Raw genomic sequence first — 25,905 nt, forward strand, 5'->3', positions numbered from 1 at the left:
GGGCAAAATGAAACTGACGCGTGTTCTGGCGATAGCTGCAATCGCCACAACTGTCGTCCACGGCGGAGCCGTGGCGCAGAGTGATTCAGGGGCAAGAGTTCCGGCGGAGTTTCCACCGTCCAGTTACACCGGACGCCAATATGTCGACAGCCGGGGATGCGTGTTCATCCGCGCCGGGATCGACGGTCAGACAACCTGGGTGCCGCGTGTGACGCGGGGGCGCAAGGTGATCTGCGGGTTCAAGCCGTCACAGACACAGGGAACCGCCACCGCAGCTGCGCGGCCCGCCCCGGCGCAACCCGAGCCCGAGGTCATTACCGTACCGCAACAGCCCGCCGCGGCGCCGAAGCCGGCCCCGACGACCAGGCGCGTGGCCACTGCGCCGAAGAAAGTCGTACGCCCGGCACCGGCGTCGAAGCCCGCCGCGCCCAGCGCGGCTGCAACCTCGCCCAAGATCATCACGGTCTCGCCCAGAACGGCGGCCGCGCCGAAGCCGGTCCCGAAAACCCGGCGCGTGGTGCAGAGCCAGCCCGCCTGTCCCGGCGCGAGCGCGATCTCGCAACGCTACGTCCAGAGCAGGCCCGGCCTTGCGGTGCGGTGCGGTCCGCAAACCACGCCGCATGCCAACGTGATTTCAGGCGGGTCCGGGACCGGCACTGCCATCCGCGTCGTCACAGCAACCCCGGCGCCGCCGACGCGGCCCGCGCCCACGTCGGTGGTACGGCCCGGGCAGGTGGTGACCCCAAGGGATGTGCCGTCGCCGCCCGTGCGTGTGGCGCCGCGCCATGTTTACGAGCGGCAAGTCAGCAGTACGCGGGGCGTGTTCGTGCCCGAAGGCTATCAGCCTGTCTGGGAAGACGATCGTCTGAACCCGCAACGCGCGCACCAGACCTTCGCCGGCAAGGCGATGATGGAGGTCGCCTGGACCAAGACCGTACCGCGCCGCCTGATCGACCGCCGCACTGGGCGTGAAGTGACGCATAACTATCCCGGGTTGCAGTATCCCTATACCAGTTTTGAACAGCAGCGGGCGGCGGGCGTGATTGTAGCGACGCGGGGCCAGATGGTGCCCGACCCGATCACCGTCTTGCGTGGCCGCGACGGGCAGGTCCGCACTGTCAAGCGGACCCGCAACGTCGCCAAGACCGCACCCCCCAGGGAGACCGTGAAACCAACCGTGTCGACACGGTCCTCGGCGCCCAAGGCGCCGGCCAAGGCGGCCAGCCACCGCTATGTGCAGGTCGGGATCTTCAGCGCGCCGGACCTGGCCCGCAGCGCGGCACAGCGGCTGGCCAATGCCGGGCTTCCCGCGCGGATGGGCAAGACGACGCACAAGGGGCAACCCTACACTTCGGTTGTCGTCGGCCCGTTCGGGACGCAATCACAGCTTCAATCGGGTATGCGGGCCGTGCGCCGCGCGGGTTATCCCAACGCCTATTTCCGTAAGTGACCCGGCAGATCTGCGGCCTCAGCCGCCGCAGATGCCTTGCAGCCGCAGCCAGTCCGCATCGCTGAGGATCGGTGGCGGCGCTTCGCTGGCGAAGGGGTCAGCCTCGATCAGCCCAAGCGTGGACTCGCCGGTCACATCCAGCGCGTAGGCGTAGGGCGTGGAGCGCACGGACCAGCTTTCGAAACCGTTCAGCAGCGTTTCGTCCGGTAGCGGCTCTTCGTCTTGCGTCAGCAGGTGACGGGCATAGTTCGACAAAACATCCTCGGACAACTCTCCAGTGGTCAGCAGGCGAATGCTGTCCCAGGTTCCGGCGTATTGCAGAAGGGCGTCGATCGGGTCGTGGACACTGGCGCGAAGGCGTTGTTCGATGACGAAGCCGGCCAGCACGTCGGGCTCTTCGAAATCTTCGACCAAGGCGCGGTCCAGCAGGATGGTCTTGCCGGGGAGGGCGACCGCGCCCTTCACGCCGTCGCGCATCACGTCGAGCGAGCCGGGGCTGTCCCCGGCCGGAAGCCGGCTGGCCAGTTCCGACAGGGCGCGGCGCCCGTCGGGGCCGTCACAGGCCGGTCCGGTAACCCGTTCAATATGGCGGCGCAGGGCCTGGCCGATCTCGTCACGTTTTACGTCTGGCAGGACCTTGGTGGCGTGATCGCGCAACGCCCCTGGCAGCCACAGGGTTGCCAGCGCGGCGACAGCGGCAAGGCTGCCCAGGAACATGACCAGCCGAAGCCGCCCCGGATGCGGGCGGGCCCGGTCGACGGCGGTGCGCAGCTTTTCGATGGCATCGATCACCTCGGATGCGTCGTCGCCCAGTTCAAGCACTTCGCCCGCGTCGCCGTCGGGATGATAGAGCGCCGGGCGCTTGCCCGGATTGGCCCGGGCGATGGCGGCAAGCGACCAATGGGTCAGCGGCTGTTCGCGCCGGTCGAGAATGGTGAGGGTGGCGTCACCAAGGGAGACGTAGACATCAACGCGCTGCGCGTCCGGGGACTCCCGCCACAGGCCGGATGCCTCCAGCCGTTCGTATTCGCTTAACGCCGTCATGTCGCGGGGGCCTGCTCTGCCTCGTTAGCGCGTTCGGGCCAGTGTATCACGACGAGCTGTGAACGGGCAATTGCCGATGACGCGGCACACAGCCGTTGCACGGGTTGTGGCTTTAGCCGTGGCCTCGGATTGAAGGCGAGATGCTCTATTTGAACGCCTTGCGCAATTCGAATTTCTGAATTTTGCCAGTGGACGTCTTGGGCAGTTCCTCGAACACGATCTTCTTGGGGCATTTGAACCCGGCCAGCCGCTCGCGGCAGAAGGCGATCAGGTCTTGTTCGGTCACTGTTGCTGTTTCCTTGACCTCGACGAAAGCGCAGGGCACCTCGCCCCATTTCTCGTCCGGCATGGCCACCACGGCGCACAAGAGCACGGCGGGGTGCATCATCAGCGCGCCTTCGATCTCGACCGAGCTGATGTTCTCGCCCCCCGAGATGATGATGTCCTTGGCGCGGTCGGCGATCTTGAGATAGCCGTCCTCGTGCTGGTAGGCGATGTCGCCGGAGTGGAAATACCCACCGCGGAAAGCCTCCTCGGTGGCCTTGGGGTTCTTGAGGTAGCCTTTCATCACGGCATTGCCCTTGATCATGACCTCGCCCTGCGTTTCGCCGTCCATCGGGACCTGTTCCATGGTCTCGGGGTCGAGGGCGGTGATATCCTCCATGAAGGGCATGAGGATGCCGGTGCGGGCCTTGATCGCATAGCGCTCCTCTTCGGGCAGATCGTCCCAGCGGTCGTGCCACATGCATTCGGTGACGTGGCCGTAAGTTTCGGTCAGGCCGTAGACCTGCGTTACGTCGAACCCCAGCGGCTCGATCGCGCGCAGGGTCGCGGCGGGCGGCGGGGCGCCCGCGGTGAAGACATTGACCGCGTGGTCGAACTCGCGCCGTTCTTCGTCTTTGGCGTTGACGATCATGTTGAGCACGATGGGGGCCGCACCGAAGTGGGTGACACCCTTGTCCGCGATGGCGTTGTAGATATTGGCCGCGGTGATGTCCCGGCAGCACACGACCGTGCCGCCGACCATCGGCATCATCCAGGTGTGGTTCCAGTTGTTGCAGTGAAACAGCGGCACGATGGTCAGATAGCGCGCGTGGCGCGGCATCGGCCAGGTGACCGCGACGCCCGTGGTCAGCAGGTAGGCGCCGCGATGGCTGTAGACCACCCCCTTGGGACGCCCGGTTGTGCCGGAGGTGTAGTTGAGCGCAAGGCTTTCCCATTCGTCCTCGGGCATGATCCACTTGAAGGCCGGATCGCCGGTGGCGAGGAAATCCTCGTAGAGCGTGTAGTCGCCGTAAGCCTTTACACCGGCCTCGTCATCCGGGACCTCGATCAGGGTGGGGGCAGGGCCCTCCATCATCTCGATTGCTGCGGCACAGGCGGGCAGAAATTGCGGATCGACCAGAACGACCTTGGCCTCGCCGTGGTCGAGGATATAGGCGATGGTGTCAGGTTCCAGACGGGTATTGATCGTGTTCAGCACGGCACCGCAGGCTGGCACGCCGAAATGCGCCTCGGCATGGGCGGGGATGTTGGGCAGGAGCGTGGCCACAACGTCACCGGGGACGATGCCCAGCTTCTGAAGGGCGGAGGCAAGGCGGGTCGCGCGTTCGAAATACTCGGCATAGGTCTTGCAAAACGTGCCATAGACAACCGCGTCATGGTCGGGAAACACGTGGGCCGCGCGCCGCAGGTGCGACAGTGGCGTCAGCGGGACGTAATTCGCGGCGGTTCTTTCGAGACCGGTTTCATCCTTCATCCAACCCATGCCAGACGTCCTTTCGTGAAAGCGTATGTCCTGATCGGCAGGAGGTATCGCGTATTTCCGGGCCGAACGCAAAGCTGTTTCGCACTTGCGGCAATCTTTCCAAGCCCCGCGCGTTGGCCTAGCGTTCCTCCATGATCATTTCGCCCGGACGCAATTATATCTTCGTGCATATCCCCAAGACAGGCGGCACGTCCCTGGCGCTGGCGCTGGAAGGACGCGCGATGCGGGACGACATCCTGATTGGGGACACGCCGAAAGCGAAAAAGCGGCGGGGGCGGATCAAGGATGTGCAAAGCGCCGGCCGGTTGTGGAAACATTCCACGCTGGCCGATATCGACGGGCTGGTCTCAACCGGCTTCGTGGCGCAGGCCTTGTGCTTCACCTTGGTGCGCAACCCGTGGGACAGGATCGTCAGCTACTATCACTGGTTGCGGATCCAGGCCTTCGATCATCCGGCCGTCGCCAGGGCCAAGACCGCCGATTTCACCGGGTTTCTCAATGCGACGGACATGCAGGACGCAATCCGCGCCTGGGACTATGCCCGCTACATGCGCAGGGCGGATGGGCAGGATCAGGCCGGGTTTTTCATCCGGCTGGAGCATTTCGAGGAGGAGGCCGGGCCGCTATGGGATCATCTGGGATTCCGCCTTGACCTGCCGCATGAGAACCGGTCGGCCCGCGTGCAGGACTATCGCAGCTACTACAACGAGGCTGACGCTGATGTGGTGTCGCGCCTGTGTGCGGTCGATATCGAAAGGTTCGGCTACCAATTTTGAACGGCTTTCGTTTCAAGTCTTAGGCTTGTTTTCTGAAGAGCTCCCGACTGGTCACGTTGCTGAAACAATGCCCAAATCGTGACACTTTTCCGACCAAGGAGCGTCCCGAGAATCAAGGCACATGGATCTTGTCTGCTGACGCCGTCTGCCAACGGCACAAGAGGGGAAAAAATCAATGTTCGGATGGAAGTCCACGCTTGGGAAGCGCGATATTTTTGAGAACGCGAACGCAACGGCAGTCAAATCGGGGCTGATTTCGGGCACGAGAGTGGCAACCGGCATGGGCTGGCGCCCGGTCGAGGCGATTGCGGCGGGCGACAAGGTGCTGACCTTCGACGGCGGACTTCAGACGATCACGAAAGTAAGTCGCGTTGGCCTGTGGAGTGGGCAGGATCATTGCCCGCGCCAGTTCTGGCCGCTGGAGGTGCCCGCCGGTGCGCTGGGCAACCGCGAGGTGATGCGCGTGTTGCCGGGCCAGAATATCATGGTGGAAAGTGATGCCGCCGAGGACCTCTACGGCGATCCCTTCACCTTGATGCCCGCCGAGGCGATCGAGGGGCTTTACGGTGTCGCCCGCACGCCGCCAGAGTGCGATGTCGAAGTCGTGGTCCTGCATTTCGCCGCCGACCAGGTGGTGTTCGCGGAAAACGGGGCGTTGTTTTTCTGCCCCGCATTCGCCGACATGGTCGATGCGGCCTTCGCCGAAGAGGCCCGCCCGTTCTACTCGGTCCTGTCGATGGACGAGGCGCGGTTCCTGGCCGTGCAGATCAAAGAAGAGATTGGCACCGCTTGCTCCAATTCCTCCCAGGACATTTGGGCTGCGGCTGTTCCGGCATAGCGGCTTGCGGCTTTTCGCACCGGAACGAAGAAACCCGCGCGGTTGTCTGGCCGCGCGGGTTTCGCTTGTGCTCTAAAGGTCGCGGTTATGCCGCTTTTGCCTGGGTGCCGAAGCGTCCGTAGAAGGACTGGTTCTTGCCCGCCATCTCGCGCAGCAAGTCAGGCGTGGCGAAGCGCTCGCCGAATTTGGCTGTCAGTTCGTCGCAACGCTCGGCCGCGTAAGGCGTGCCGATGATGTCGAGCCACGAGAACGGACCACCTGACCACGGCGCAAAGCCCCAGGCCAGGATCGCGCCCACGTCGCCTTCGCGGATGTCTTCCAGCACGCCTTCTTCCAGTGCGCGGACGGCCTCCAGCACCTGCGCGAACATCAGGCGATGCTGCACTTCGATCAGGTCGGGCTGGTCTTCGGCATGGGGGTATTTCTCTTCCAACCCGTGCCAATAGCCCTGCCGCTTGCCCTTCTCGTCATAGTCGAAGAAGCCCGCGTTTGATTTGCGGCCCAAGCGGCCTTGTTCTTCCATCCAGAAGATCACCTCGTCCACGGCAGCATCTGGGTAGTGGTCGCCCATCGCGGCCTTGGTCGCGCGGGCGATCTTGGCGCCGAGGTCGATCGAGGTCTCGTCGACCAGTTGCAGCGGTCCCACCGGGAAGCCCAGCTGACGCGCGGCGTTGTCTATCAGTGCGGGCGTCACGCCCTCGGCTACCATCCGGATGCCCTCGTTGATGTAGGGGATGATGCAGCGGTTGCAGTAGAAGAACCGCGCGTCATTCACCACGATGGGCGTCTTGCGGATTTGCCGGACGTAATCCAGTGCTTTCGCCACTGCCCTTGGGCCGGTTTCCGCACCCTTGATGATCTCGACCAGCATCATCTTCTCGACGGGCGAGAAGAAGTGGATGCCGATGAACTGCTCGGGATTGTCCGACGCCTTGGCCAGTTCCGTGATCGGCAGAGTCGAGGTGTTGGTGGCGAAGATGCAATCGTCGCCGACGACTTTCAGCACTTCCTTGGTGACCTCGGCCTTGACGCCCGGATCCTCGAACACGGCCTCGATGATCAGGTCCGCGCCTTTCAGCGCGTTGTAATCGGTGGTCGCGGTGATGAGGTCCAGCGTCGCCGCCTTCTTGTCCTCGGTGGCCTTGCCGCGCTTGATGCCCTTGTCCATGTAGTCGGCGGTGTAGGCCTTGCCCTTGTCGGCGGCTTCCTGTTTCTGGTCGATCAGCACGACCTCCATCCCTGCCATGGCCGAGACGAGCGCGATGCCCGCGCCCATCATGCCGGCACCCATGACACCGACCTTCTTGACCTTCTGGTCGGGCACGTCGGGCCGGTTGGCGCCTTTTTCCAGCGCTTCCTTGTTGATGAAAAGGCTGCGGATCATGGCCGCCGAGGAGGGGTTCATCAAGACGTTGGTGAACCAGCGCGCCTCGATCTTGAGCGCGGTGTCGAAGGGTACGAGCGCGCCTTCATAGACCGCGCTTAGCAGCGCCTTGGCCGCCGGGAAGGCGCCTTGCGTCTTGCCGTTGACCATGGCCGAGGCACCGACGAAGGTCATGAACCCCGCCGGGTGGTAGGGCGCGCCGCCGGGCATCTTGTAGCCTTTCTCGTCCCACGGCTTGACGAAGCTGGGCTCGGAAAGGACCCATTCCTTGGCCTTGGCAATCAGCTCATCGGCGGGCACGACCTCGTCCACCACGCCGGCGGACTTGGCTTTCTTGGGATCGTTCAGCTTGCCTTCGAGCAGCAGGGGCGAGGCGCCCATCGCGCCCAACTTGCGGACAAGGCGGGTGGTGCCGCCCGCGCCGGGGAAAATGCCGACCATGATCTCGGGCAGGCCGATCTTGGCCTTGGGATTGTCGGCGGCAAAGATGCGGTGGCAGGCCAGCGGGATCTCAAGGCCAATCCCAAGCGCGGTGCCGGGCAGGGCGGCGGCGATGGGCTTGCCGCCCTTGTTCTTGTCGTCCATGCCGCCGCGCTCGATCTTGCGCAGGATGGAGTGCATGTTCATCAGCCCGTCCATCAGGCCCTGCGCCGGATTGTCGCCGGCCATTTCCTTCATCTTGGCGATCACGTTGAGGTCCATGCCCCCGGCGAAGGTGCCTTCCTTGCCGGAGGTGATTACGATGCCCTTGACCGCATCGTCCGCCAGCGCGTCGTCCACCAGGCTTTCCAGCAGGGGCCAGCCTTCCATGTTCATCACGTTCATGGACTTACCTTGGGTGTCCCAGGTGATGATCGCGACGCCGTCGGCGCCTTTTTCCATCGTGAAGTCAGTCATGTCTCTAATCCTCGTATCCCGGGTTACACGCGTTCGATGATCGTGGCTGCGCCCATGCCGGACGCGATGCAGAGCGTGGCGAGCCCGACTTCCTTGTCCGAGCGCTCCAGTTCATCCAGCAGCGTGCCAATGATGATGGCACCGGTGGCGCCCAGAGGGTGGCCCATGGCGATGGAGCCGCCGTTGACGTTGACCATCTCGGGATCGACATCAAAGGCCTGCATGAAGCGCAGCACGACCGAGGCGAAGGCCTCGTTCACCTCGAAAAGGTCTATGTCGCCGATGTTCATGCCGGAATCCGCCAGGATCTTCTGTGTCGCCGGAACAGGCCCGGTCAGCATGATCGTCGGGTCGGTGCCGATCTTGCAGGTCTGCCGAATACGCGCGCGGGGCTTCAGGCCCCATTTCTCGCCGAATTCCTTGGAGCCGATCAGCACACCGGCAGAGCCGTCCACGATGCCAGAGCTGTTGCCGGCGTGGTGGATGTGGTTGATCTTTTCCAGGTGCGGGTATTTCAGCTTTGCCACGGCATCGAAGCCGGGCATCACCTCGCCCATCTGCTGGAAGCTGGCGTTCAGCGCGCCAAGCGCCTGCATGTCGGTGCCAGGGCGCATGTATTCGTCATGGTCAAGGATGGTCAGGCCATTCTGGTCTTTCACCTCGATTATGGATTTCTCAAAACGGTTGTCCTTCCACGCCGCAGCCGCACGGTTCTGGCTTTCGACGGCCAGCGCATCGGCTTGGTCGCGATTGAAACCGTATTCGGTGGCGATGATGTCCGCGCTGATGCCTTGCGGGACGAAATAGCTGTCCATGGCCACGCTGGGGTCAACGGCAATCGCCGCACCGTCGCTGCCCATGGCCACGCGGCCCATCATCTCGACGCCGCCTGCAATATAGGCCTCGCCCGCGCCGCCCTTGACCTGGTTCGCGGCCAGGTTCACGGCTTCCATTCCACTCGCGCAAAAGCGGTTGATGGCCAGGCCGGGGATGGATTCGTCGAGGTCGGAGGCCAGCACGGCGGTCCGCGCAAGGCAGCCGCCCTGTTCCATCACCTGCGTGACGTTGCCCCAGATCACGTCCTCGACGGCGTGACCGTCAAGGCCGTTGCGGTCTTTGAGCGCGTTCAGCACATGGGTGCTGAGGCGCACGGCGGTCACTTCGTGCAGCGCGCCGTCCTTGCGGCCCTTGCCGCGCGGCGTGCGGACCGCGTCATAGATATAGGCTTCGGTCATGTCCGGACTCCTTTAGTTGTCCTGTCGTGTCGGATTGTTTTTCGTGTGCGCCGATGGTTTGTTCAGGCGCGGTCTGCCGGAGAGCCCGGCATCAGGTCATAGGGATGTTTCCAGCCGGGCAGCGCCTCGATGCTGGAAAGCCATCTGTCGATATTGGGCCATTCGGCGCGGTCGAAGCCGAAGGGCTCGGGGTAAAAAAGGTAAGCGCAGCAGGAAATGTCGGCATTGGTCAGCCCGTCAGCGACGATCCAGTCGCGCCCCTCAAGCCGGTCGTTCAGGGTGGTGTAGGCGGCTTTCAGGCGGCCTTGGGTAAAGCTGATGACCTCTGCCGGGCGCTTGTCCTCGGGCAGGAAGTTCATCAGGAAGCGGGTCATTCCGGCTTGACTGGAAAGCTTGTGATTGTCCCATAGGACCCAGCGCAGAACCTCGTATTTCTCGGCCTGGTCGCGACCGCCGAACTTTCCCGTCTGGTCGGTGACGTATTGCTGGATCACGCCCGACTGGGTCAGGCGGATATCGCCGTCGATCATCACCGGCGCTTCGCCCATTTCGTTGACGTCACGGCGATACGCGTCGCCACGGGTTTCGCCGCCGAAGAAATCGACCTTCACCGGCTCCCAGTCCAGACCGGAAAGTTCCAGCGCCAGCGCCGCCTTGTAGGCGTTGCCGCTTTCGCCGAAGCAGTGCAGCTTGATCGTCATGTCCTAACTCCCAGTTTCGTTCTCTTGGCAGGCGTCGGATTTGAGTATTTTTGGAACGATGAAAGGCGGGGTGCTCTTTCACTGTTCCCCAAATACTCTCGCCGAAGGCGTTCGGCGATTTGCGGCAGACGCGCGGGCCGAATTTTCATAGCGACCTCGAAATCAGTTCTTTCATGATCTCGTTGGTGCCACCGTAGATGCGCTGCACCCGCGCGTCGGCCCACATTTCGGCGATGTCGTACTCGGCCATGTAGCCGTAGCCGCCATGCAGTTGAACGCAGGCGTCCAGCACTTCGAACTGCGTGTCCGTCAGCCAGTATTTCGCCATCGCGGCTTTCTCGACGCTCAGGCGCCCATGCAGGTGTTCCTCGATGCACTCGTCGAGGAATGCGCGGCAGACCTTGGTCTTGGTCAGGCACTCGGTCAGGGTAAAGCGAATGGTCTGGAACTTGTCGAAGATCGGCGCGCCGAATGCCTCGCGTTCCTTTGTGTAGGCAATGGTGCGAGCGACGCCGCCCTCCAGCGCGCCCTGTGCCCCGCACGCGATGATCAGCCGTTCCTGTGGCAATTGCTCCATCATCTGGTAAAAGCCGCGGCCCTCTTCGCCGCCAAGGATGTTTTCCGGCGGGATCTCGACATTGTCGAAGAAAAGCTCGGAGGTGTCGCCGGCCTTGAGCCCGTTCTTTTCCAGGTTGCGGCCGCGGGTGAAGCCCTCGGCGCCCTCGGTTTCGACCACGACGAGCGAGATGCCTTTTGCGCCCTGCTTGGGATCGGTCTTGGCGGCGACGATGACCAGGTCGGCGTGCTGGCCGTTGGTGATGAACGTCTTTTGGCCAGTGAGGCGATAGGAATTGCCCTCGCGCAGGGCCTTGGTCTTCATGCCTTGCAGGTCCGAGCCCGCGCCGGGTTCGGTCATGGCCAGCGCGCCGACCAGATCGCCGGAGACCATCTTGGGCAGCCAGCGCTTCTTTTGTTCTTCGCTGCCATAGGCCAGCAGGTAGTGCGCCACGATGCCGGAATGGATCGGGTTGCCCCAGCTCGCAAGGTTGGCTCGGCTTTGCTCGATGCAGATCACCGCTTCGTGGCCGAAATCGCCGCCCGCGCCGCCGTATTCCTCGGGGATCGAGGGGCAGAGCAGGCCCAGCGCGCCGGCCTGCTGCCAGATCTCGCGGTCCATGATGCCGGCCTTGCGCCAGCGTTCGAAATGCGGGCCCCACTCCTCGGTGATGAACTTGGCCGTCATCTCGGTGAGCATTTCGTGCTCGTCGGTCATCCATGCGGACATGAGGTGCCTCCCTAGCGTTTGCGGGCGTCGAGTTCTGAATTAAAAATACGCAGCCGGTGACCGAACGTGTCCTCGTCGATCACGCTGTCGAAATTCTCGAAGAGGAAGGACAGCGCCTCGCCTTCGTCGAGCCCGGAGTCCTGCGCGAATTTCCGCAGCCGGCGATAACCGTCCTCGGTCATCGCGGCGTTGAAGCGGCGGGTCAGGCGAAAGCGTTTCGGCATGATGTCCTCCCAGTCATCGTGGCGTGCGTAGGGTGGGTTTGAAACCCACCCCAAGGTGTTCAGAATGCCTCGGCTTCAAGCTCCATCACGGGCTCGGCGCCGGATTCGATGCGCGCAAGGTGCATCCCGGTCGCGGGCAGGCGGCGCTTCATGTAGAAGCGGCCCGTGGCGATCTTGGTCTTGTAGAAGGCCGTGTCGCCGTCACCGGCCTCGATCGCCGCGTGCGCGGCCTTGGCCATCTGTGCCCACATCAGGCCCAGGCAGACATGCCCGAAAAGGTGCATGAAGTCATAGGAGCCCGACAGCGCCGCGTTGGGGTTCTTCATGCCGTTCTGCATGAAGAACATGCCGGCCTGTTGAAGGTGCTTCGAGCTTTCCTTGAGCGGATCGAGGAAGTCCTGCTTCAGCGCCGGGTGCCCTTCGTTCTCCTTGATGAACGCCTTGACCATGTCGAAGAAGGCCATGACGTGCTTGCCGCCATCCTGCGCCAGTTTGCGGCCCACGAGGTCGAGCGCCTGAACGCCGTTGGCGCCTTCGTAGATCATGGCGATCCGGGCGTCGCGGGCGAACTGGGACATGCCCCATTCCTCGATGTAGCCATGGCCGCCATAGACCTGCTGGGCGAGGATCGTCATGTCGAAACCCTCGTCGGTCAGGAAGCCCTTGATGATCGGGGTCAGCAGGCTGACCATGCCTTCTGCGGCGGCGTCATTGCCGCGATGCGACTGGTCGATCATCTGGCTGCCCCAGAGCAGGAACGCGCGGGCGCCTTCGACAAAGCTTTTCTGGTCCAGGAGCGCGCGGCGGATGTCCGGGTGGACGATCAGCGGGTCGGCTGGGCCGTCGGGGTTTTTCACGCCGGTGACGTCGCGGCCTTGCAGCCGGTCCTTGGCATATTCGAGCGCGTTCTGATAGGCCACGTCGGCCTGCGCGAGGCCCTGCATGCCGACACCGATACGGGCCTCGTTCATCATGGTGAACATGGCGCGCATGCCTTTGTGCTCTTCGCCCAGCAGGTAACCCGTCGCCTCGTCATAGTTCATGACGCAGGTCGAGTTGCCGTGGATGCCCATCTTCTCCTCGATCTTGCCGCAGGCGACGCCGTTGCGTTCACCCAGGGTGCCGTCTTCTTTCACGAGGAACTTGGGCACGATGAAGAGGCTGACGCCCTTGATGCCCTCGGGGCCGCCGGGGATCTTGGCCAGCACGAGGTGGATGATGTTGTCGGCCATGTCGTGTTCGCCCGACGAGATGAAGATCTTCTGGCCGGTGATCTTGTAGCTGCCGTCGCCCTGCGGTTCCGCCTTGGTGCGCATCAGGCCCAGGTCGGTGCCGCAATGCGGCTCGGTCAGGTTCATCGTGCCGGTCCAGTCGCAGGACGCCATCTTGGGCAGGTACGTGGCCTTCTGATCCTCGGACCCGTGCGCCAAGATCGCCGAAGCCGCGCCGTGGGTCAGGCCCTGGTACATTGTGAAGGCCTGGTTGGCGGCCGAGAACATTTCGCCCACCGCGGTGCCGAGGATATAGGGCATGTTCTGGCCACCGAATTCCTCGGGCAGGTCGAGCGCGGTCCAGCCGCCCTCGCGCACCTGGTCGAAGGCATCCTTGAAACCTGTAGGCGTGCGGACCACACCGTTTTCCAGTTTGCAGCCCTCGGTATCGCCGACCACGTTCAAGGGTGCCAGAACTTCGGATGAGATCTTGCCGGCCTCTTCCAGAACGGCGCTGGTAAAGTCGCGGTCCAGTTCGGCATAGCCGGGGGTGTCGGTGGTGCTGACCTTCAGAACATCGTGAAGGATGAACTGCATGTCCTTGGTGGGCGGGGTGTAGCTCGGCATGTGGTGGTCTCCCTACATCATCACAGTGTCGGGCCGGGGATCATTCCGCGGCTTTCGGTGTCTGGCGGAGCGAGGAGATCATCTTCTCGCCCCATTTCATCTGGTCGCGCAGGTCGTCGATGGCCGCGGTCAGCTCGTCGCGTTGGCGTTCAAGCTCTTCCAGCCGGTCCTTGGCGATTTCATATGTGCTTTCCAACTGCGTCAGTTGCTGGTCGCCCCGGTCATAGAGGTTGAGAAGCTGGCGGATTTCCTCGAGGCTGAAGCCAAAGCGCTTGCCGCGCAGGATCAGCTTGAGCCGCGCGCGGTCGCTTTTGGTGAACAGCCGCTTCTGACCTTCCCGGCGCGGGAAGAGCAGTTCTTTCGCCTCGTAGAAACGCAGGGTCCGCGGCGTCACGTTGTACGCGTCGCACATCTCGCGAATGGTCATCGTTTCGTCGGTCATGTCGGTTTCCGTAAATCTCGTTGCGTGGCCGGAACATGTGAGGCGATGGCTATCGGTACAACACGTAAGCAGGTTTACGTAACCACTACGTAACGTCACTTTGTGCTTTACGTAAGATCAGGCAAGGTCAACCTGTGACCCGCGCAATTATTTTGCGGAAATATCGAGGGTAGCCGAACGGCCGAAGGTCTAGCCGAGCGACTTTTCGGTCGAATCGCGGGCCTCTTTCAGCTCCGCGATGGACTGTTCCAGCTGTTCCTTCTGGGTGCGCAGTTCTTCCAACTGGCGGTCGGCAAGGTCGATCCAGGTACGCAACTGCGTCTCGGTGCCCTTTTCCTCGTAGATTTCCAGCCACTGCCGAATGTCTTCGAGGGCAAAGCCCCAGCGGCGACCGCGCAGGATCAGTGTCATGCGAGCCACTTCGCGCGGACCATAGTAGCGCGAGCGCCCTTCACGTGTCGGACTGAGTAACTCGATATACTCGTAGTACCGCAGCGTGCGCGGCGTCACGTCGAACTTGGCGCACATCTCCTTGAATGACAGGCGTTGCTCTGACATCGCGGGTCCTCCTGAAGTCTACTTAAGAGACTTAGGGCGGATCGCGCAACAGGCACCCTTGCAGCGCGCGGGCATTAGAGACCATAAAGAGGCGAGCAAGCCGCAGGACTTTTCATGACCGACAACAACAAGATCGCCGCGCAGTTCATGGGCGCCATTCCGCATGCCAAGGCGCTGGGGATGGAGATCACGCATGTCGGCGACGGTGTGGCCGAGATGAAGATGGACTATGCCGATCACCTGGTGGGAGACCCGGAAACCGGCGTGATCCACGGTGGCGCTGTGTCGGCGCTGATGGACACGTGTTGCGGAGCGGCGGTGATGAGTCACCCGGACTCGCCCGGGGCCACGGCCACGATCGACCTGCGCATCGACTACATGCGACCGGCAAAGCCCGGCCAGACGATACGGGCGCGGGCGGAGTGCTATCACATCACTCGTTCGGTCGCCTTCGTCCGGGCGCAGACGCTGGACGACGATGCTGACCGACCCGTGGCGCAGGCCACTGGCACCTTCACAGTGGCGCGCAAATCATGAGCCGCTCGCGTCCCGAACCCGTGCAGGTCATCAAGCAACGCCGCGACGCGGCGCTTCACGCCCTGGTGGATCACGTGCCCTATATCCGTTTCATGGGGATCGAATTCGACCGCCGCGGGGACGAACTTACCGGGGTGATGCCCTTTGATGAAAAGCTGATCGGCAACCCGCTCTTGCCCGCGTTGCATGGCGGTGCCACCTCGGCGTTTCTGGAGGTGACGTCGATCATCACGCTGAGCTGGGCGATGCTGTGGGACGAGATGGAATCCGGCGAGCTGGCGGTAGAGGCGTTCGAAGCCGGCGACTTGCCGCGCCTGCCCAAGACGATTGATTTCACCGTGGATTACCTGCGTTCGGGCCTGCCGCGGGATGCCTATGCCCGCGCGGTGGTTACACGGTCGGGCCGGCGCTATGCGTCTGTTCGGGCCGAGGCGTGGCAAGACAACCGGGCCCGTCCCTTTGCACAGGCAACCGGGCACTTCCTGATGCCGCGCCGCGATGGCTGAGACACCGGCGGAGATCACGCATAAACGCGTGCTCAACATCGCCATACCGATCGTGCTGTCGAATGCCACAGTCCCGATCCTGGGCGCGGTGGATACAGGCGTCGTGGGGCAGTTGGGCGAGGCCGTGCCCATCGGCGCAGTCGGTATCGGCGCGATCATTCTGACCGGGCTTTACTGGGTCTTCGGTTTTCTGCGGATGGGCACGACGGGCCTCACGAGCCAGGCGCACGGGGCGGGACAGACCGGCGAGGTGGCCGCCATGCTGACCCGGTCGCTGATGATCGGCATCACGGCAGGCGTGGGCATAATCGTTCTTCAACTGCCGTTGTTCGCGGGGGCCTTTCTCGTGTCGCCCGCCAGCGCGGAGGTCGAGGCGCTGGCGCGGGACTACATGGCGATCCGGGTCTGGAGCGCGCCTGCCTTAATCGCCCTGTATGGTGTCACCGGCTGGCTGATCGCGTTGGAGCGGACCCGCGCGGTGCTGGTGCTTCAAGTCGCGATGAACGGGATCAACATTCTGTTGGACATATGGTTCGTGCTAGGGCTGGACCTTGGTGTGACCGGGGTGGCCTGGGCGACCTTTATTGCCGAATGGTCGGGCCTGTTTCTTGGTCTGTGGCTGTGCCGCGACGTCTGGCGCGTGGACGCCTGGCGCGACTGGGGCCGGGTGTTTGACAGGGTGCAGCTGGCGCGAATGATGTCGGTGAATCGCGATATCCTGCTGCGGTCACTGATGCTGCAGGCGATTTTCATTTCCTTCCTGCTGATCGGCGGCGACTTTGGAGACGTTACGCTGGCCGCGAACCAGGTCCTGTTGCAGTTCCTGAACATCTCGGCGCATGCGCTGGATGGCTTCGCGTTCGCCGCCGAGGCGCTGGTCGGTCAAGCGTTCGGGCGGCGCAGTGTCGCGCGTCTGCGCCGGGGGGCTATCTTGGCCAGTGTCTGGGCCTTGACAATCGTGGTTCTTATGGCCTGCGCCTTCGCTCTATGGGGCGGGACGATCATTGACCTGATGGCGAAGGCGCCCGAGGTGCAGACCGAAGCGCGGGCCTTTCTGGTCTACGTCTGTATCGCGCCGGTGGTCGGCGTGGCACCTTTCATGCTGGACGGGATATTCATCGGCGCGACACGGGCCGGGGACATGCGCAACATGATGGCGCTGAGCCTTGTGATCTATGTCGCCGCCGTCTTGGTGTTGGTGCCGTGGCTGGGCAATCACGGGCTGTGGCTGGCGCTTCTGATCAGCTTCGTGGCGCGGGGTGTGACGCTCTGGCTGCGGTATCCCGCGCTCGAGGATTCGGTCGCTCCGGGTGCACCGCCGGCGACCACGGCGGCGGATGCATAATTTGATCAAGTATTGTTTCACGGTTGGCAAACGTCCCCGGTCGCGGCAATTGTCCGAAACAGAAATGACGTCTCAGGAGGCACCGAAATGTCGAACCCGCCGATCCGTGTTGCGATAAACGGCTTTGGCCGCATTGGACGGACCCTGCTGCGGATCCTGCTGCGCGACACACGAGATTTCGAACTCGTCGCGATCAACGATATCGAGCCGCTGAGCACCTGCGCCTATCTCTTTCAGTTCGACAGCGTCTTCGGCCCGTGGCCGGAAGAGGTCGGCACGGGCGATGCCACCCTGATCGTGGGCGGACGGCGCATCCCGTTTCATGCCGAACCGGACCTGCGCAGCCTTGATCTGCAAGGGGTGGATATCGTTTTGGAATGCACCGGCATGGGCGGCAAGCGGGCCGTCGCCGAACGCGGGCTGGCAGCGGGTGCGCGCAAGGTGCTGGTGTCCGGACCGTCGCCCGAGGCGGACGTGACGCTCGTGATGGGAGCGAACGAAGGCGATCTGTCCGATCACCGGATCGTCTCCAACGCTTCCTGCACGACCAATGCGCTGGCCCCGCTCGCGCGGCTTCTGGACGAGGCGTTCGGATTGGTCAGCGGGCAGATGACGACGGTGCACTGCTATACCGGCAGCCAGCCGACGGTGGACAAGCCCCGCGCCGCGCCGGAGCGCAGCCGCGCTGCGGCTTTGTCGATGGTGCCCACGACGACCAGCGCGCAAGATCAGACCGGGCTTGTCCTGCCGCATCTTAAAGGCCGGATCGAGGCGCGGGCGATCCGCGTGCCCACGGCCAGCGTGTCCTGCATCGACCTGACCTTGCAGACCCGCGAGATGGTAAATGCTGTAACGGTGAACTCCGTCCTTCAAGGGGCGGTGCGGCCCGGCGGTGTGTTCGGCTGGACCGAGCAACCGCTGGTCAGCTCCGACCTGCGCGGACGACCGGAATCCCTGATCCTCGTCGGACCCGAGACGAGCGTGTCTGCGGGCGGCCTCCTGCGCGTCTTCGGCTGGTACGACAACGAGTGGGGCTTTTCCTGCCGAATGCTCGACATGGCGCGGCTGATGGCGGCGCGGTGACTAGATTATTCGTACGAATAATCTCGGGCACGGGGATGTGTCGTGTAACATGCTGATTATTCGTATGAATAATCAGTCGTCGAGCGGAGCGATCAAGTCAGGCCCGGAGGCCCGGTTGGAATTGACCTTCGTGTCCACGCGGTAGAACTCCAGTGCGTGGTCCGGTGCCGCTGTCATCAACGTGGCCGCACCGTGGCCCGCCTCGCCCAGCCAGAGCGGCCAGTCCTTTTCGGCCAGGATCACCGGCATCCGGTGATGGATCTTCGACATCGGCGCGTTCGCCCCGGTGGTGACGGTGGCGCAGGTGGTCACCGGCGCATCACCCTTGTCCCACGACTGGTAGATCCCGGCGAAGGCCAGCGCGTCACCTTCGGCCGGATGGATGAACCAGGGCAGGCGATTTCCGTCCTCGTCCTTGGTCCATTCGTAGAAACCGCTGGCCGGGATCAGGCAGCGCCGGTCGCGGGCGGCCGACCGGAAGGCGGGTTTTTCCGCGATGGTTTCGGCCCGCGCGTTGATCAGCAACGGGCCGTCAGCGGGCGTCTTGTACCAGTGCGGGATGAAGCCCCAGCGCATCGACCCAAGCTGTCGCTCGGCGTCGTCCGAGGTCACCACGTGCACATCGTTTGTCGGACAGACGTTGAAGTTGGGAACCATCGGCAAATCGTTAACGGGGCGCGCGGCAAAGAGTTGTGCCATGGCGTCCTGCGGCAGGGTGACGGCGAAACGTCCGCACATGGGATTACCTCAGCACGTTCGAGTAGACCAGCAAGCCCCAGGGCAGGAGGGCCTTCTCGACCTTGGTCCAGAGCCCGCCGAAGCTGATCGGGTCGATACCGGTCTGCGCGGCTATCTGTTGCAGATTGCGGCGCCCGTCGATGGCGGCAATCACAGGCGCGGCCTGTTTCGGCAGGGCGAGCTTGCCCTTGATGCCGTCCGTGTCGAGCGCGGGTGCTTGCCCCTGTGCCACGGCGCGGGCCAGTTGCGCGGCTTGCAGGCCCTTGATGTGTGGCACCAGCGTGCGGGTCTTGCCTGTGGCCGGCGCGCGCGGCGTGTCGGTGGCATAGCCGGTGTGCGTGCGGATCGTGCCGTTCAGTTTCTCGGCCACGGCCATCGCCTGTACAGGGCTCATTCCGTCGGGGACGGGTGCCAGACGGGCGAGGTCATAGAGGATTGGGACGGTGAAGCCCGCGAAGGACCAGCCGGTACCGTCGAGCGTGTCGGCCAGCGCCTGCACGTCATAGGCGCGGTCGGTGCTGTGCAAGAGCAGGTCGTAAAAGCCCGCATCGCCGCTCTTGTGATCGTTGAGATTGGGGTTGGACCTGAACGGATGGCCTTCGGGCAGACTGTCGACGATATGCTTTGCAGCCTTGAGCCGGTCTTTCGGTGGTGTGTCGCCGTAGAGCGCGGCGAATGCTTCCTGCAAGGGATAGACGCCGGACCGGCCATAGGGTGCGTAGACCATGAAGCCCATGCCGCCGCCGGGGGCGAGTGCGGCGCGCAGGGCGCTGAACCCGGCATCTGGGTCGGGCAGGTGGTGCAGCACGCCGCAGCAGTCGATATAGTCAAACGGGCCATGATCTGGGGCGTCGAGCAGGCTGCCGGTGACAAAGGTGATGTTCTTCAGTCCGCGCGTCTTTGCCCGCGCCTCGGCCACTTTCCGCGATGCGGTGGAGAGGTCGATATAGGTGGCCTTGTAGGGCTTGCCGTACTGGCTGAGAAGGGCGGTCAGCTGAATGAGGCCATCGCCGGTGCCGCCACCCGCCACGAGGATGCGCAGCGGCTGCGACCAGTCGCGCTGACCGTCGAAGACGTAATGGTCGATCTCCTGCGGCAGAGAAGGCGAGCCGAGGATCAGGCGCTTTTTCTCGTCCCGCGGATCCCGCTCGGGATAGGGAAAGGCCTCGTACTGGTCGCGCACCTTGTTCATGACGCCTTTATGCCGCGCGACACTGTGATTGCAAAGCCCGCCCGGCTGGTGGAGTGGTTTATTGTCCCGCCTGCCGGATGCGATCGTCCGTCTTTGGCGCATAGGGGGAATTCTGCGCAAGATACTCGGCCAGGACATCGGCCACATCGGGGCCGAAATCATAGGCGTCGGCGGCGTCGCGCAGCATGGAGTAACCGTCGCCGCCATTGCGCAGATAGTCGTTCGACACGGCAAGGTAATCGCGTTCGGGATCAAGAGGTTCGCCCCCGACGGTTACCTCGGTGATACGGCTGCCGACCTCGGCGGAGGGGTCGAACACGAAAGTCATCCCGGCCACTTGAGGAAAGCGCCCCGCGCCTTCGCCGAATTGGCTCACGCCGTTTTCCAGCGCCTCTTTCAGCGTGGCGCCGTCGATGCGGAAGGTGGAAAGCGTGTTCTGGAAGGGCAGGACGGTCAGCACTTCGCCCATCGTGATCGGGCCGGCGTCAATCGACGCGCGCACGCCGCCGCCGTTCATCAGCGCGATCTCGACGCCCTGGTCCGCGACGCGGGCCAGCATCGCCTCGGCCACGGCATTGCCCATGGCGCATTCGCCCGCGCGGCAGGCGTCGCGGTCACCGCTGATGGCGTCCGCCGCCTCGGCGACGACCTTGTTGCGGATTTCGTCGAGGGGCTTTGCGGCCTCCTGGATGCGCGAGACGATCTCTGCATCCTCGGCCACGGCGGCGTCCATGATCAGCGGATTGCCTGTGGCGGAGGTGACCTCGCCCGCGTCGTTGAAAACAACGTCGAGACGGCCCAGGAACTTGCCGTAGGCATAGGCCTGCACGATGGCCGTGTCACCCACCATCGTGGGGTAGGGGCCGGCGGCGTCGGGGTCGTTGTTGGAGAGGTAGGTGTTGGAATGCCCGCCGACGATGACATCGACGCCGGTGGTGGTTTCGGCCACGTGCTGATCCACCCCGTAGCCGGAATGCGACAGCACGATGATCTTGTCGACGCCCTGTTCGGTCAGCTTGTCGACCTCGTGCTGCACGGCATCGGCGGGTGGGGTGAAGATGATGTTGGGTCCCGGGCTGGCCAGTTCGTCTGTGTCCTGCGGGGTCAGGCCGATCAGGCCGATCTTCTCGCCGTCACGCTCGATAACGGTTGATTTCCGGATGACGTCGGCAAGCAGGGGTTCGCGGCTGGTATCGGCGTTGGACATCAGCACGGGAAACTCGACGGCGTCCATGAAACCGCGCAACACCTCGGGGCCGTCGTCGAACTCGTGGTTGCCCACGGTCATCGCGTCATAGCCCAGCCGGTTCATCATTTCGGCGGCCAGCTTGCCCTTGTAATAGTTGTAGAAAAGCGTTCCCTGGAACTGATCTCCGCCATCGACCAGCACCGGGTTCGGGGCGTCGGCGCGGGCCTCTTCGATGGCCGTGGCGAGACGCGCGGAACCGCCGAAGCATTCGCCGGCATCGTTATCTTCGGGCGCGCAGGTCGAATTGTACTTGCTGATCGGTTCGAACCGGGCGTGAAAATCGTTCGTGTGCAATATGTTGAGCGTGTAGTCGGCCTGTGCCGCAGTGGCCGTCAACAGGCCGGAAAGGGTAAGGGCAATGACTCTCATGGATGTGCCTCCTAACGAATGCGCAAAGATTGCAGGATGTCGCGCGATGCGTCAAAGGCAATCCTCTTGACCAAGCGCGTGTGGCGGGGCATCACCAAGGCATGCTGATTTACAAGATCTTCCGGGCAGAGGAGTGGGCCGCGCTGCGGTCCGAAGAGGAAACGCGCGGCGCGCCCGTGGACTTGGCGGATGGCTACATCCATTTCTCGACGCCGATGCAGGCGCCTGAAACGGCGGCGAAGCATTTCGAGGGGGCAGAGGACCTTTTTCTGGTGGCGGTGGAAACTGACCGGCTGGGCGATGACCTGGCATGGGAGGTGTCGCGCGGGGGCGAGAAATTCCCACATCTTTACAGGGTTTTGCGACTGGACGATGTCGTCTGGGCACAGCCGCTGCCGTTGGTTGACGGGGTGCATCAGTTCCCGGTCGGCGCGGTATGAGACTGAGCGACAGGATTGGCCTTGGCCTGATGCACCGGCTGGAGCCGGAGCGGGCGCATGGCCTTGCCTTGCAGGCGTTGCGTGCGGGGCTGGTGCCGTTGCCGGGGCTGGTGACCTCGGACCGATTGCGCTGTGAGGTGGCGGGTCTTCGGCTGGCCAATCCGATCGGGCTGGCGGCGGGGTTCGACAAGAACGTGGTGGCGTTGTCCGCTCTGTCGAGAGCTGGATTCGGGTTCATCGAGGCCGGCGCGGTGACGCCGAAGGCGCAGGCGGGCAACCCGAAGCCACGGCTGTTCCGGCTGACAGGCGATCGGGCCGTGATTAACCGTTTCGGCTTTAACAACAACGGGATGGAGGACGTGGTGCAAAGGCTGGCGACGCGTCCCAGGGACGCGGTGATCGGGCTGAATCTTGGCGCCAACAAGGACAGCGCGGACCGGGCCGAGGATTTTGCCAGGGTACTGTCGCGCTGTGGGCCGCACCTTGATTTCGCGACCGTGAATGTCTCGAGCCCCAACACCAAAAAGCTGCGCGACCTGCAAGGGGCAGAGGCGCTGGCGGCGCTGCTGAAAGGCGTGATGGAGGCTCGGAACTGGCTGGAAAAACCGATCCCGATCTTTTTGAAAATCTCGCCTGATCTCAGTGACTTGGAGATGTCAGAGCTGGCGGACGTCGCTCAGGCGGGCGGCGTTGCGGCGATCATTGCGACGAATACCACGCTCAACCGGGACGGGCTGCAAAGCCCGATGAGAGAGCAGGCGGGCGGGGTGTCCGGGGCGCCGCTGTTCGAGCGGTCGACACGGGTGTTGGCGCGGATGGCGCAGCTGACCGGGGGGACGATGCCGTTAATTGGCGTAGGCGGGGTCGGAAGTGCCGAACAGGCGCTGGAAAAGATCCGGGCCGGGGCGAGCGCGGTGCAGCTCTATTCGGCGATGGTTTTCGAGGGCATCGGCCTTGTTGAACGGATTGCGCGAGACCTGGACAAGCTTTTGGAAGAAAAGGGATTTTCCAACATGAGCGATGCGGTTGGCACGGGACGGGAGGCATGGCTGTGATCGAGATATGGCACAATCCGCGCTGTTCGAAATCACGGCAGACGCTGACCCTGCTGGAAGAGCGCGGGATCGCACCGAAGGTGCGGCGCTACCTGGAGGATGCGCCGGACGAGGTGGAGCTGCGCGCGGCGCTGTCGGCCTTGGGCATGACAGCTAGCGCGTTGATCCGAAACAAGGAAACGAAGTATCGCGAACTGGGCCTGGGCAAGGACAGCGACGATGCGGCGCTACTGGCGGCCATGGCGGCGCATCCGATCTTGATCGAGCGGCCCATCGTGTTCGCCGGGGACAAGGCCGCCATCGGACGACCACCCGAAGCGGTTCTGGACATCCTGTAGCCGGCGTATTTCGACTCGATCGTTAATCCGGACGAAAGCCCGAAAACCGCGTCGGTATCGCGTCGGTATTCGAGTGGTATCGCGACGGTGCCGTGGTCGGAGACCCAGAAATGAAGAGACCGCGCGGTGCCCGCATCCCGTGTACCGGACATCCAGTACGAAAAAAGCGGGTCCCCGGCATTTCGGGAACCCGCCTGTGACAGAGCCCGCCCGGTGCACCGGGCGGCAAGACCCAATGTCTCGGATCAGAAGCGGAACGTGCCGCGCAGTTGAACCGTGGTCGGCTCGACATCGGCATTGGAGCCGTTGAAATTGTCGAACTCGTGGTAGAGCAGTTCCCCGCCGAGCGAGAAGCTGTCGGTGACCATCGTCTCATAGCCTGCGCCGACGAAGTAGCCGTCATCGTCGCCGAGGTTGTCCGTGAACGCCTTGGCGTAGCCGCCGGTGCCGTAGATCAGGCCATTGCCCAGCTTGTAGCCGGCGCGCAGCTTGGCGCGGAAGATGTTCTCGAGGTCGACCTGCGGATTGGGCGCGGTCGAGATTTCGGCGTCGGTGAAGTCGTAGTCGAGGCTGCTGCCCAGCACGAAGTTGCCGAAGTCGTAGTCGTAACCGACGAAAAGACCGCCGATCACGGCATCGTCGCCGCCGGAGATGTTGGAATCGAGGTTGTTGTAACCCAACTGCGCACCGCCATAGAGGCCGGTCCAGTTCGGGGTCGTTGCGACCGGCGCCGGCGGCGGCGGTGCGACGACGTCGTCCTCCACCGGCGTCAGGTTGCCGGCGAATGCGGGCGCGGCACCAAGCGCGAAGGCGGCCGCGAGAAGGGGCGTTGCTCGTTTCATGTTCTTATCCTTTCAGGACCATTTACTTACATTAAGACGCGGCAAGGTTGCAGATGCGCCGTTGTGCTGGGCATATGGTCTGATGCCCCGCCTGTGCAAGGGATTGTACCTGAAAGACGGAATTTGCGGAGACTAATTCCCAAAGGCGATGCGCGCGGGATACACCTTGAGCGGGAATCCGCTTTATTCTGCTCTCGCGGTTTTGTGATTGGAACTTTTGGAGGCCTGAAACGCTACAAAAGGTTAGGCCCGGGCAGGCAAATTGCGCGCCCGGGCCTTGGTTTTCCGTTCGTCCGTCGCCAGCATGCGGAAACGCCCTGGCAGTCGGAACTAGAAGCGGTAGGTGCCGCGAACTTGCAGGGTCGTCGCTTCGACGTCGACCGCGGTGTTGTTGTAATCGTCGAACTCGTGATAGAGCAGTTCGCCACCCATCGAGAAGTTCTGGGTGATCATGTGCTCGTAGCCGCCGCCGATGAAATAGCCATCGTCGCTGCCGAGGTTGTCGGTGTCGGCCTGGGCGTAACCGCCGGTGGCATAAAGCAGGCCATCACCCAGCTTGTAGCCGCCGCGGACCTTGGCGCGGAACACGTTTTCCAGCGTCGCCGCGTTGTTGGCCACGCCGATATCGGCGAAGTCATAGTCAAGGCCGCCACCGACCACGAAATTGCCGAGGTCATAGTCGTAACCCGCGGTCAGACCGCCGATCACGCCATCGTCATTGCCCGACACGTTCGTGTCGACGTCACCGTAACCAAGTTGGACACCGCCATAGGCGCCGGTCCAGTTGGGGCCAAAATTATTGGTCGGCACAGGTGCGGGTTGCGGCGCGGCAACGATCGTATCGTCGACCGGGGCCGACGTGTTGCCTGCAAATGCGGGGGCGGCGCCAACGGCGAGGGCGGCCGCGAGGATCGGTGTTGCTCGTTTCATCATGCTGTCCTTTCGGCATGTCTGTTTCGTTCCGCAGCGCGTCTTCTTGGCGCTGTGTTGGGCAGATATGGTCCGCGCCGGGCGCGCCACAAGGGGGGTGCCGGCACACGCAGGATCACCTGCGCGTGAGTGGCGGCGCGGCGCTTGAAACGGGACCGGTTTCAGGCGGAAAGCCGCTGAATACCTCCCGCTTTTCAATGCTTGAGCGCGGAAATTTGCCTGTTCCGGGGCGTTTGGTTTGCAAACGATCAAGTGGGTGTGCGCCTGTGCAGGGCGCGTTTGGTCATGCGTCGTGCAAGCGCGCCGAGACGGCGCGGTCAGAGCACGCCGATATCGGCCAGCGCGGCGCTGAGATCCGCGGGCAGCGCGTCTTCGTCCTGGCGGTTTTCAGGCAGGTCGGCCGGCGCGTCAGCGGGGGAAAGATAGCGCCAGCCCTGGAACGGGCGCTTGCGGGCGGTGGTGGTGCGGATGATCTGGGGCTCCAGCACGATGCCGCAGCGGCGGATGCCGTCGGCGCGGATCACCTCGTCGAGGCGCAGGATGCGCTGGCGGCACTGGATCAATCCCTGGATCACCCAGTAGATCGAGCCGCCTTCGAGCAGCTCGGCCTCGCGCCGGGGCCACATGCGGGTGACGTGGCGCGCCAGGCCGTCGGGGCCCTGCGCCTGTTTGCTGGATTGCCAGGCGATAAGGCTCTCGACGGTTTCCGTGCCGACCGAAAGCTTGACGAGATGTATTTTCGGGTCTGCCACGACTGCCCCCATTTCCACCGATCCATATCCTATGGCCGGGGCGGGGGATTTCAAGCGGATGCGACCTTGTGGGGTGCCCCTGGCACGCA

General features: G+C 63.5%; 26 protein-coding genes. 10 read left to right on the forward strand and 16 right to left on the reverse strand.

Annotated elements, in window-relative coordinates:
• The first annotated feature begins 7 nt into the window (after positions 1-7).
• Positions 8-1,450 (forward strand): SPOR domain-containing protein, encoded by a 1,443-nt coding sequence (locus tag RBB18_RS15415; protein ID WP_306111432.1) that lies wholly within the window; start codon positions 8-10, stop codon positions 1,448-1,450.
• 18 nt (positions 1,451-1,468) lie between these two features.
• On the opposite strand, the gene RBB18_RS15420 is transcribed toward RBB18_RS15415, so the two are convergent.
• Together RBB18_RS15420 and RBB18_RS15425 are read right to left on the reverse strand one after the other, a co-directional pair.
• Positions 1,469-2,494, reverse strand: coding sequence for a hypothetical protein (locus RBB18_RS15420; RefSeq protein ID WP_103764859.1), 1,026 nt, complete (start codon positions 2,492-2,494; stop codon positions 1,469-1,471).
• Between the two features lie 145 nt (positions 2,495-2,639).
• Positions 2,640-4,262 carry a long-chain-fatty-acid--CoA ligase gene (locus RBB18_RS15425; protein WP_103764860.1) on the reverse strand — a complete coding sequence of 541 codons (1,623 nt, stop codon included), beginning with the start codon at positions 4,260-4,262 and terminating at the stop codon, positions 2,640-2,642.
• A 131-nt stretch (positions 4,263-4,393) separates the two neighbouring features.
• On the opposite strand from RBB18_RS15425, the gene RBB18_RS15430 reads away from it, so the two are divergent.
• Together RBB18_RS15430 and RBB18_RS15435 are read left to right on the forward strand one after the other, a co-directional pair.
• A complete protein-coding gene (locus tag RBB18_RS15430; protein ID WP_306111431.1) occupies positions 4,394-5,038 on the forward strand; it encodes a sulfotransferase family 2 domain-containing protein in 645 nt (214 codons plus the stop codon).
• 175 nt (positions 5,039-5,213) lie between these two features.
• Entirely contained in the window at positions 5,214-5,876 is a 663-nt protein-coding gene (locus RBB18_RS15435; protein WP_306111430.1) for a Hint domain-containing protein, read from the forward strand.
• A gap of 85 nt (positions 5,877-5,961) precedes the next feature.
• Here the strand turns inward: RBB18_RS15435 and RBB18_RS15440 are convergent, their stop codons facing one another.
• From RBB18_RS15440 to RBB18_RS15475, 8 genes are all read right to left on the reverse strand, one after another.
• A complete protein-coding gene (locus RBB18_RS15440) occupies positions 5,962-8,157 on the reverse strand; it encodes a 3-hydroxyacyl-CoA dehydrogenase NAD-binding domain-containing protein (RefSeq protein ID WP_103764863.1) in 2,196 nt (731 codons plus the stop codon).
• Positions 8,158-8,180: 23 nt separating this feature from the next.
• Positions 8,181-9,392, reverse strand: coding sequence for an acetyl-CoA C-acetyltransferase (locus RBB18_RS15445; protein WP_306111429.1), 1,212 nt, complete (start codon positions 9,390-9,392; stop codon positions 8,181-8,183).
• Between the two features lie 62 nt (positions 9,393-9,454).
• Positions 9,455-10,093: a glutathione S-transferase family protein gene (locus tag RBB18_RS15450; protein ID WP_103764865.1), complete on the reverse strand. Its 639-nt coding sequence runs from the start codon at positions 10,091-10,093 to the stop codon at positions 9,455-9,457.
• Positions 10,094-10,238: 145 nt separating this feature from the next.
• A complete protein-coding gene (locus RBB18_RS15455) occupies positions 10,239-11,378 on the reverse strand; it encodes an acyl-CoA dehydrogenase family protein (RefSeq protein WP_306111428.1) in 1,140 nt (379 codons plus the stop codon).
• A gap of 11 nt (positions 11,379-11,389) precedes the next feature.
• Complete coding sequence (locus tag RBB18_RS15460; protein WP_274593463.1) at positions 11,390-11,602, reverse strand: hypothetical protein; 213 nt, start codon at positions 11,600-11,602, stop codon at positions 11,390-11,392.
• Between the two features lie 59 nt (positions 11,603-11,661).
• The gene (locus RBB18_RS15465) at positions 11,662-13,440 is read right to left on the reverse strand and encodes an acyl-CoA dehydrogenase C-terminal domain-containing protein (RefSeq protein WP_306111427.1); all 1,779 of its coding nucleotides are present in this window, start codon (positions 13,438-13,440) and stop codon (positions 11,662-11,664) included.
• Positions 13,441-13,480: 40 nt separating this feature from the next.
• A complete protein-coding gene (locus RBB18_RS15470) occupies positions 13,481-13,882 on the reverse strand; it encodes a MerR family DNA-binding transcriptional regulator (protein ID WP_103764869.1) in 402 nt (133 codons plus the stop codon).
• A gap of 189 nt (positions 13,883-14,071) precedes the next feature.
• Entirely contained in the window at positions 14,072-14,440 is a 369-nt protein-coding gene (locus tag RBB18_RS15475) for a MerR family DNA-binding transcriptional regulator (protein ID WP_103764870.1), read from the reverse strand.
• Positions 14,441-14,554: 114 nt separating this feature from the next.
• On the opposite strand from RBB18_RS15475, the gene RBB18_RS15480 reads away from it, so the two are divergent.
• The 4 genes from RBB18_RS15480 (at position 14,555) to RBB18_RS15495 (ending at position 17,911) form a co-directional block, all read left to right on the forward strand.
• Positions 14,555-14,977, forward strand: a complete 423-nt coding sequence (locus RBB18_RS15480; protein WP_103764871.1) for a PaaI family thioesterase — start codon at positions 14,555-14,557, stop codon at positions 14,975-14,977.
• Positions 14,974-15,483 carry a PaaI family thioesterase gene (locus tag RBB18_RS15485; protein WP_103764872.1) on the forward strand — a complete coding sequence of 170 codons (510 nt, stop codon included), beginning with the start codon at positions 14,974-14,976 and terminating at the stop codon, positions 15,481-15,483. Before RBB18_RS15480 ends, RBB18_RS15485 begins: the two co-directional genes overlap by 4 nt.
• Positions 15,476-16,828, forward strand: a complete 1,353-nt coding sequence (locus RBB18_RS15490) for an MATE family efflux transporter (RefSeq protein ID WP_306111426.1) — start codon at positions 15,476-15,478, stop codon at positions 16,826-16,828. The genes RBB18_RS15485 and RBB18_RS15490 overlap by 8 nt, the downstream gene beginning before the upstream one ends.
• An 87-nt stretch (positions 16,829-16,915) precedes the next feature.
• Entirely contained in the window at positions 16,916-17,911 is a 996-nt protein-coding gene (locus RBB18_RS15495) for a type I glyceraldehyde-3-phosphate dehydrogenase (protein WP_306111425.1), read from the forward strand.
• A gap of 72 nt (positions 17,912-17,983) precedes the next feature.
• Here RBB18_RS15495 and RBB18_RS15500 read toward each other — a convergent pair whose 3' ends face one another.
• The 3 genes from RBB18_RS15500 to RBB18_RS15510 are packed head-to-tail and all read right to left on the reverse strand — an operon-like array spanning position 17,984 to position 21,459.
• Entirely contained in the window at positions 17,984-18,649 is a 666-nt protein-coding gene (locus RBB18_RS15500) for an SOS response-associated peptidase (protein ID WP_306111424.1), read from the reverse strand.
• Positions 18,650-18,653: 4 nt separating this feature from the next.
• Complete coding sequence (locus tag RBB18_RS15505; protein WP_306111423.1) at positions 18,654-19,841, reverse strand: bifunctional 2-polyprenyl-6-hydroxyphenol methylase/3-demethylubiquinol 3-O-methyltransferase UbiG; 1,188 nt, start codon at positions 19,839-19,841, stop codon at positions 18,654-18,656.
• Positions 19,842-19,899: 58 nt separating this feature from the next.
• Positions 19,900-21,459 carry a bifunctional UDP-sugar hydrolase/5'-nucleotidase gene (locus RBB18_RS15510; protein ID WP_306111422.1) on the reverse strand — a complete coding sequence of 520 codons (1,560 nt, stop codon included), beginning with the start codon at positions 21,457-21,459 and terminating at the stop codon, positions 19,900-19,902.
• Positions 21,460-21,560: 101 nt separating this feature from the next.
• On the opposite strand from RBB18_RS15510, the gene RBB18_RS15515 reads away from it, so the two are divergent.
• Genes RBB18_RS15515 through arsC form a run of 3 tightly spaced genes read left to right on the forward strand, consistent with a single transcriptional unit; the run spans position 21,561 to position 23,292 of the window.
• Entirely contained in the window at positions 21,561-21,899 is a 339-nt protein-coding gene (locus RBB18_RS15515) for a DUF952 domain-containing protein (RefSeq protein ID WP_103764889.1), read from the forward strand.
• Positions 21,896-22,954 (forward strand): quinone-dependent dihydroorotate dehydrogenase, encoded by a 1,059-nt coding sequence (locus RBB18_RS15520; protein ID WP_306111421.1) that lies wholly within the window; start codon positions 21,896-21,898, stop codon positions 22,952-22,954. The genes RBB18_RS15515 and RBB18_RS15520 overlap by 4 nt, the downstream gene beginning before the upstream one ends.
• A complete protein-coding gene (gene arsC, locus RBB18_RS15525) occupies positions 22,945-23,292 on the forward strand; it encodes an arsenate reductase (glutaredoxin) (protein WP_306111420.1) in 348 nt (115 codons plus the stop codon). Before RBB18_RS15520 ends, arsC begins: the two co-directional genes overlap by 10 nt.
• A 245-nt stretch (positions 23,293-23,537) precedes the next feature.
• Here the strand turns inward: arsC and RBB18_RS15530 are convergent, their stop codons facing one another.
• The 3 genes from RBB18_RS15530 to RBB18_RS15540 form a co-directional block, all read right to left on the reverse strand.
• On the reverse strand, positions 23,538-24,134 hold the full coding sequence (locus RBB18_RS15530) for an outer membrane protein (RefSeq protein WP_103764880.1): 597 nt from the start codon (positions 24,132-24,134) through the stop codon (positions 23,538-23,540).
• A 330-nt stretch (positions 24,135-24,464) separates the two neighbouring features.
• A complete protein-coding gene (locus tag RBB18_RS15535; protein ID WP_103764890.1) occupies positions 24,465-25,064 on the reverse strand; it encodes an outer membrane protein in 600 nt (199 codons plus the stop codon).
• Between the two features lie 317 nt (positions 25,065-25,381).
• A complete protein-coding gene (locus RBB18_RS15540; protein ID WP_306121256.1) occupies positions 25,382-25,816 on the reverse strand; it encodes a DUF1489 family protein in 435 nt (144 codons plus the stop codon).
• Between the last annotated feature and the right edge of the window lie 89 nt (positions 25,817-25,905).

The sequence above is a fragment of the Roseovarius sp. MMSF_3298 genome, from assembly GCF_030733705.1.
Lineage (GTDB): Bacteria > Pseudomonadota > Alphaproteobacteria > Rhodobacterales > Rhodobacteraceae > Roseovarius > Roseovarius confluentis.

Coding starts and splice junctions, on each gene's coding strand:
- RBB18_RS15445 (WP_306111429.1), bottom strand. CDS start 9,392: ATGACCGAAGCCTATATCTATGACGCGGTCCGCACGCCGCGCGGCAAG.
- RBB18_RS15465 (WP_306111427.1), bottom strand. CDS start 13,440: ATGCCGAGCTACACCCCGCCCACCAAGGACATGCAGTTCATCCTTCAC.
- RBB18_RS15505 (WP_306111423.1), bottom strand. CDS start 19,841: ATGAACAAGGTGCGCGACCAGTACGAGGCCTTTCCCTATCCCGAGCGG.
- RBB18_RS15475 (WP_103764870.1), bottom strand. CDS start 14,440: ATGTCAGAGCAACGCCTGTCATTCAAGGAGATGTGCGCCAAGTTCGAC.
- RBB18_RS15495 (WP_306111425.1), top strand. CDS start 16,916: ATGTCGAACCCGCCGATCCGTGTTGCGATAAACGGCTTTGGCCGCATT.
- RBB18_RS15500 (WP_306111424.1), bottom strand. CDS start 18,649: ATGTGCGGACGTTTCGCCGTCACCCTGCCGCAGGACGCCATGGCACAA.
- RBB18_RS15435 (WP_306111430.1), top strand. CDS start 5,214: ATGTTCGGATGGAAGTCCACGCTTGGGAAGCGCGATATTTTTGAGAAC.
- RBB18_RS15530 (WP_103764880.1), bottom strand. CDS start 24,134: ATGAAACGAGCAACGCCCCTTCTCGCGGCCGCCTTCGCGCTTGGTGCC.
- RBB18_RS15440 (WP_103764863.1), bottom strand. CDS start 8,157: ATGACTGACTTCACGATGGAAAAAGGCGCCGACGGCGTCGCGATCATC.
- RBB18_RS15535 (WP_103764890.1), bottom strand. CDS start 25,064: ATGAAACGAGCAACACCGATCCTCGCGGCCGCCCTCGCCGTTGGCGCC.
- RBB18_RS15510 (WP_306111422.1), bottom strand. CDS start 21,459: ATGAGAGTCATTGCCCTTACCCTTTCCGGCCTGTTGACGGCCACTGCG.
- RBB18_RS15480 (WP_103764871.1), top strand. CDS start 14,555: ATGACCGACAACAACAAGATCGCCGCGCAGTTCATGGGCGCCATTCCG.
- RBB18_RS15420 (WP_103764859.1), bottom strand. CDS start 2,494: ATGACGGCGTTAAGCGAATACGAACGGCTGGAGGCATCCGGCCTGTGG.
- RBB18_RS15470 (WP_103764869.1), bottom strand. CDS start 13,882: ATGACCGACGAAACGATGACCATTCGCGAGATGTGCGACGCGTACAAC.
- RBB18_RS15415 (WP_306111432.1), top strand. CDS start 8: ATGAAACTGACGCGTGTTCTGGCGATAGCTGCAATCGCCACAACTGTC.
- RBB18_RS15485 (WP_103764872.1), top strand. CDS start 14,974: ATGAGCCGCTCGCGTCCCGAACCCGTGCAGGTCATCAAGCAACGCCGC.
- RBB18_RS15450 (WP_103764865.1), bottom strand. CDS start 10,093: ATGACGATCAAGCTGCACTGCTTCGGCGAAAGCGGCAACGCCTACAAG.
- RBB18_RS15520 (WP_306111421.1), top strand. CDS start 21,896: ATGAGACTGAGCGACAGGATTGGCCTTGGCCTGATGCACCGGCTGGAG.
- RBB18_RS15490 (WP_306111426.1), top strand. CDS start 15,476: ATGGCTGAGACACCGGCGGAGATCACGCATAAACGCGTGCTCAACATC.
- RBB18_RS15425 (WP_103764860.1), bottom strand. CDS start 4,262: ATGGGTTGGATGAAGGATGAAACCGGTCTCGAAAGAACCGCCGCGAAT.
- RBB18_RS15460 (WP_274593463.1), bottom strand. CDS start 11,602: ATGCCGAAACGCTTTCGCCTGACCCGCCGCTTCAACGCCGCGATGACC.
- RBB18_RS15515 (WP_103764889.1), top strand. CDS start 21,561: ATGCTGATTTACAAGATCTTCCGGGCAGAGGAGTGGGCCGCGCTGCGG.
- arsC (WP_306111420.1), top strand. CDS start 22,945: ATGGCTGTGATCGAGATATGGCACAATCCGCGCTGTTCGAAATCACGG.
- RBB18_RS15455 (WP_306111428.1), bottom strand. CDS start 11,378: ATGTCCGCATGGATGACCGACGAGCACGAAATGCTCACCGAGATGACG.
- RBB18_RS15430 (WP_306111431.1), top strand. CDS start 4,394: ATGATCATTTCGCCCGGACGCAATTATATCTTCGTGCATATCCCCAAG.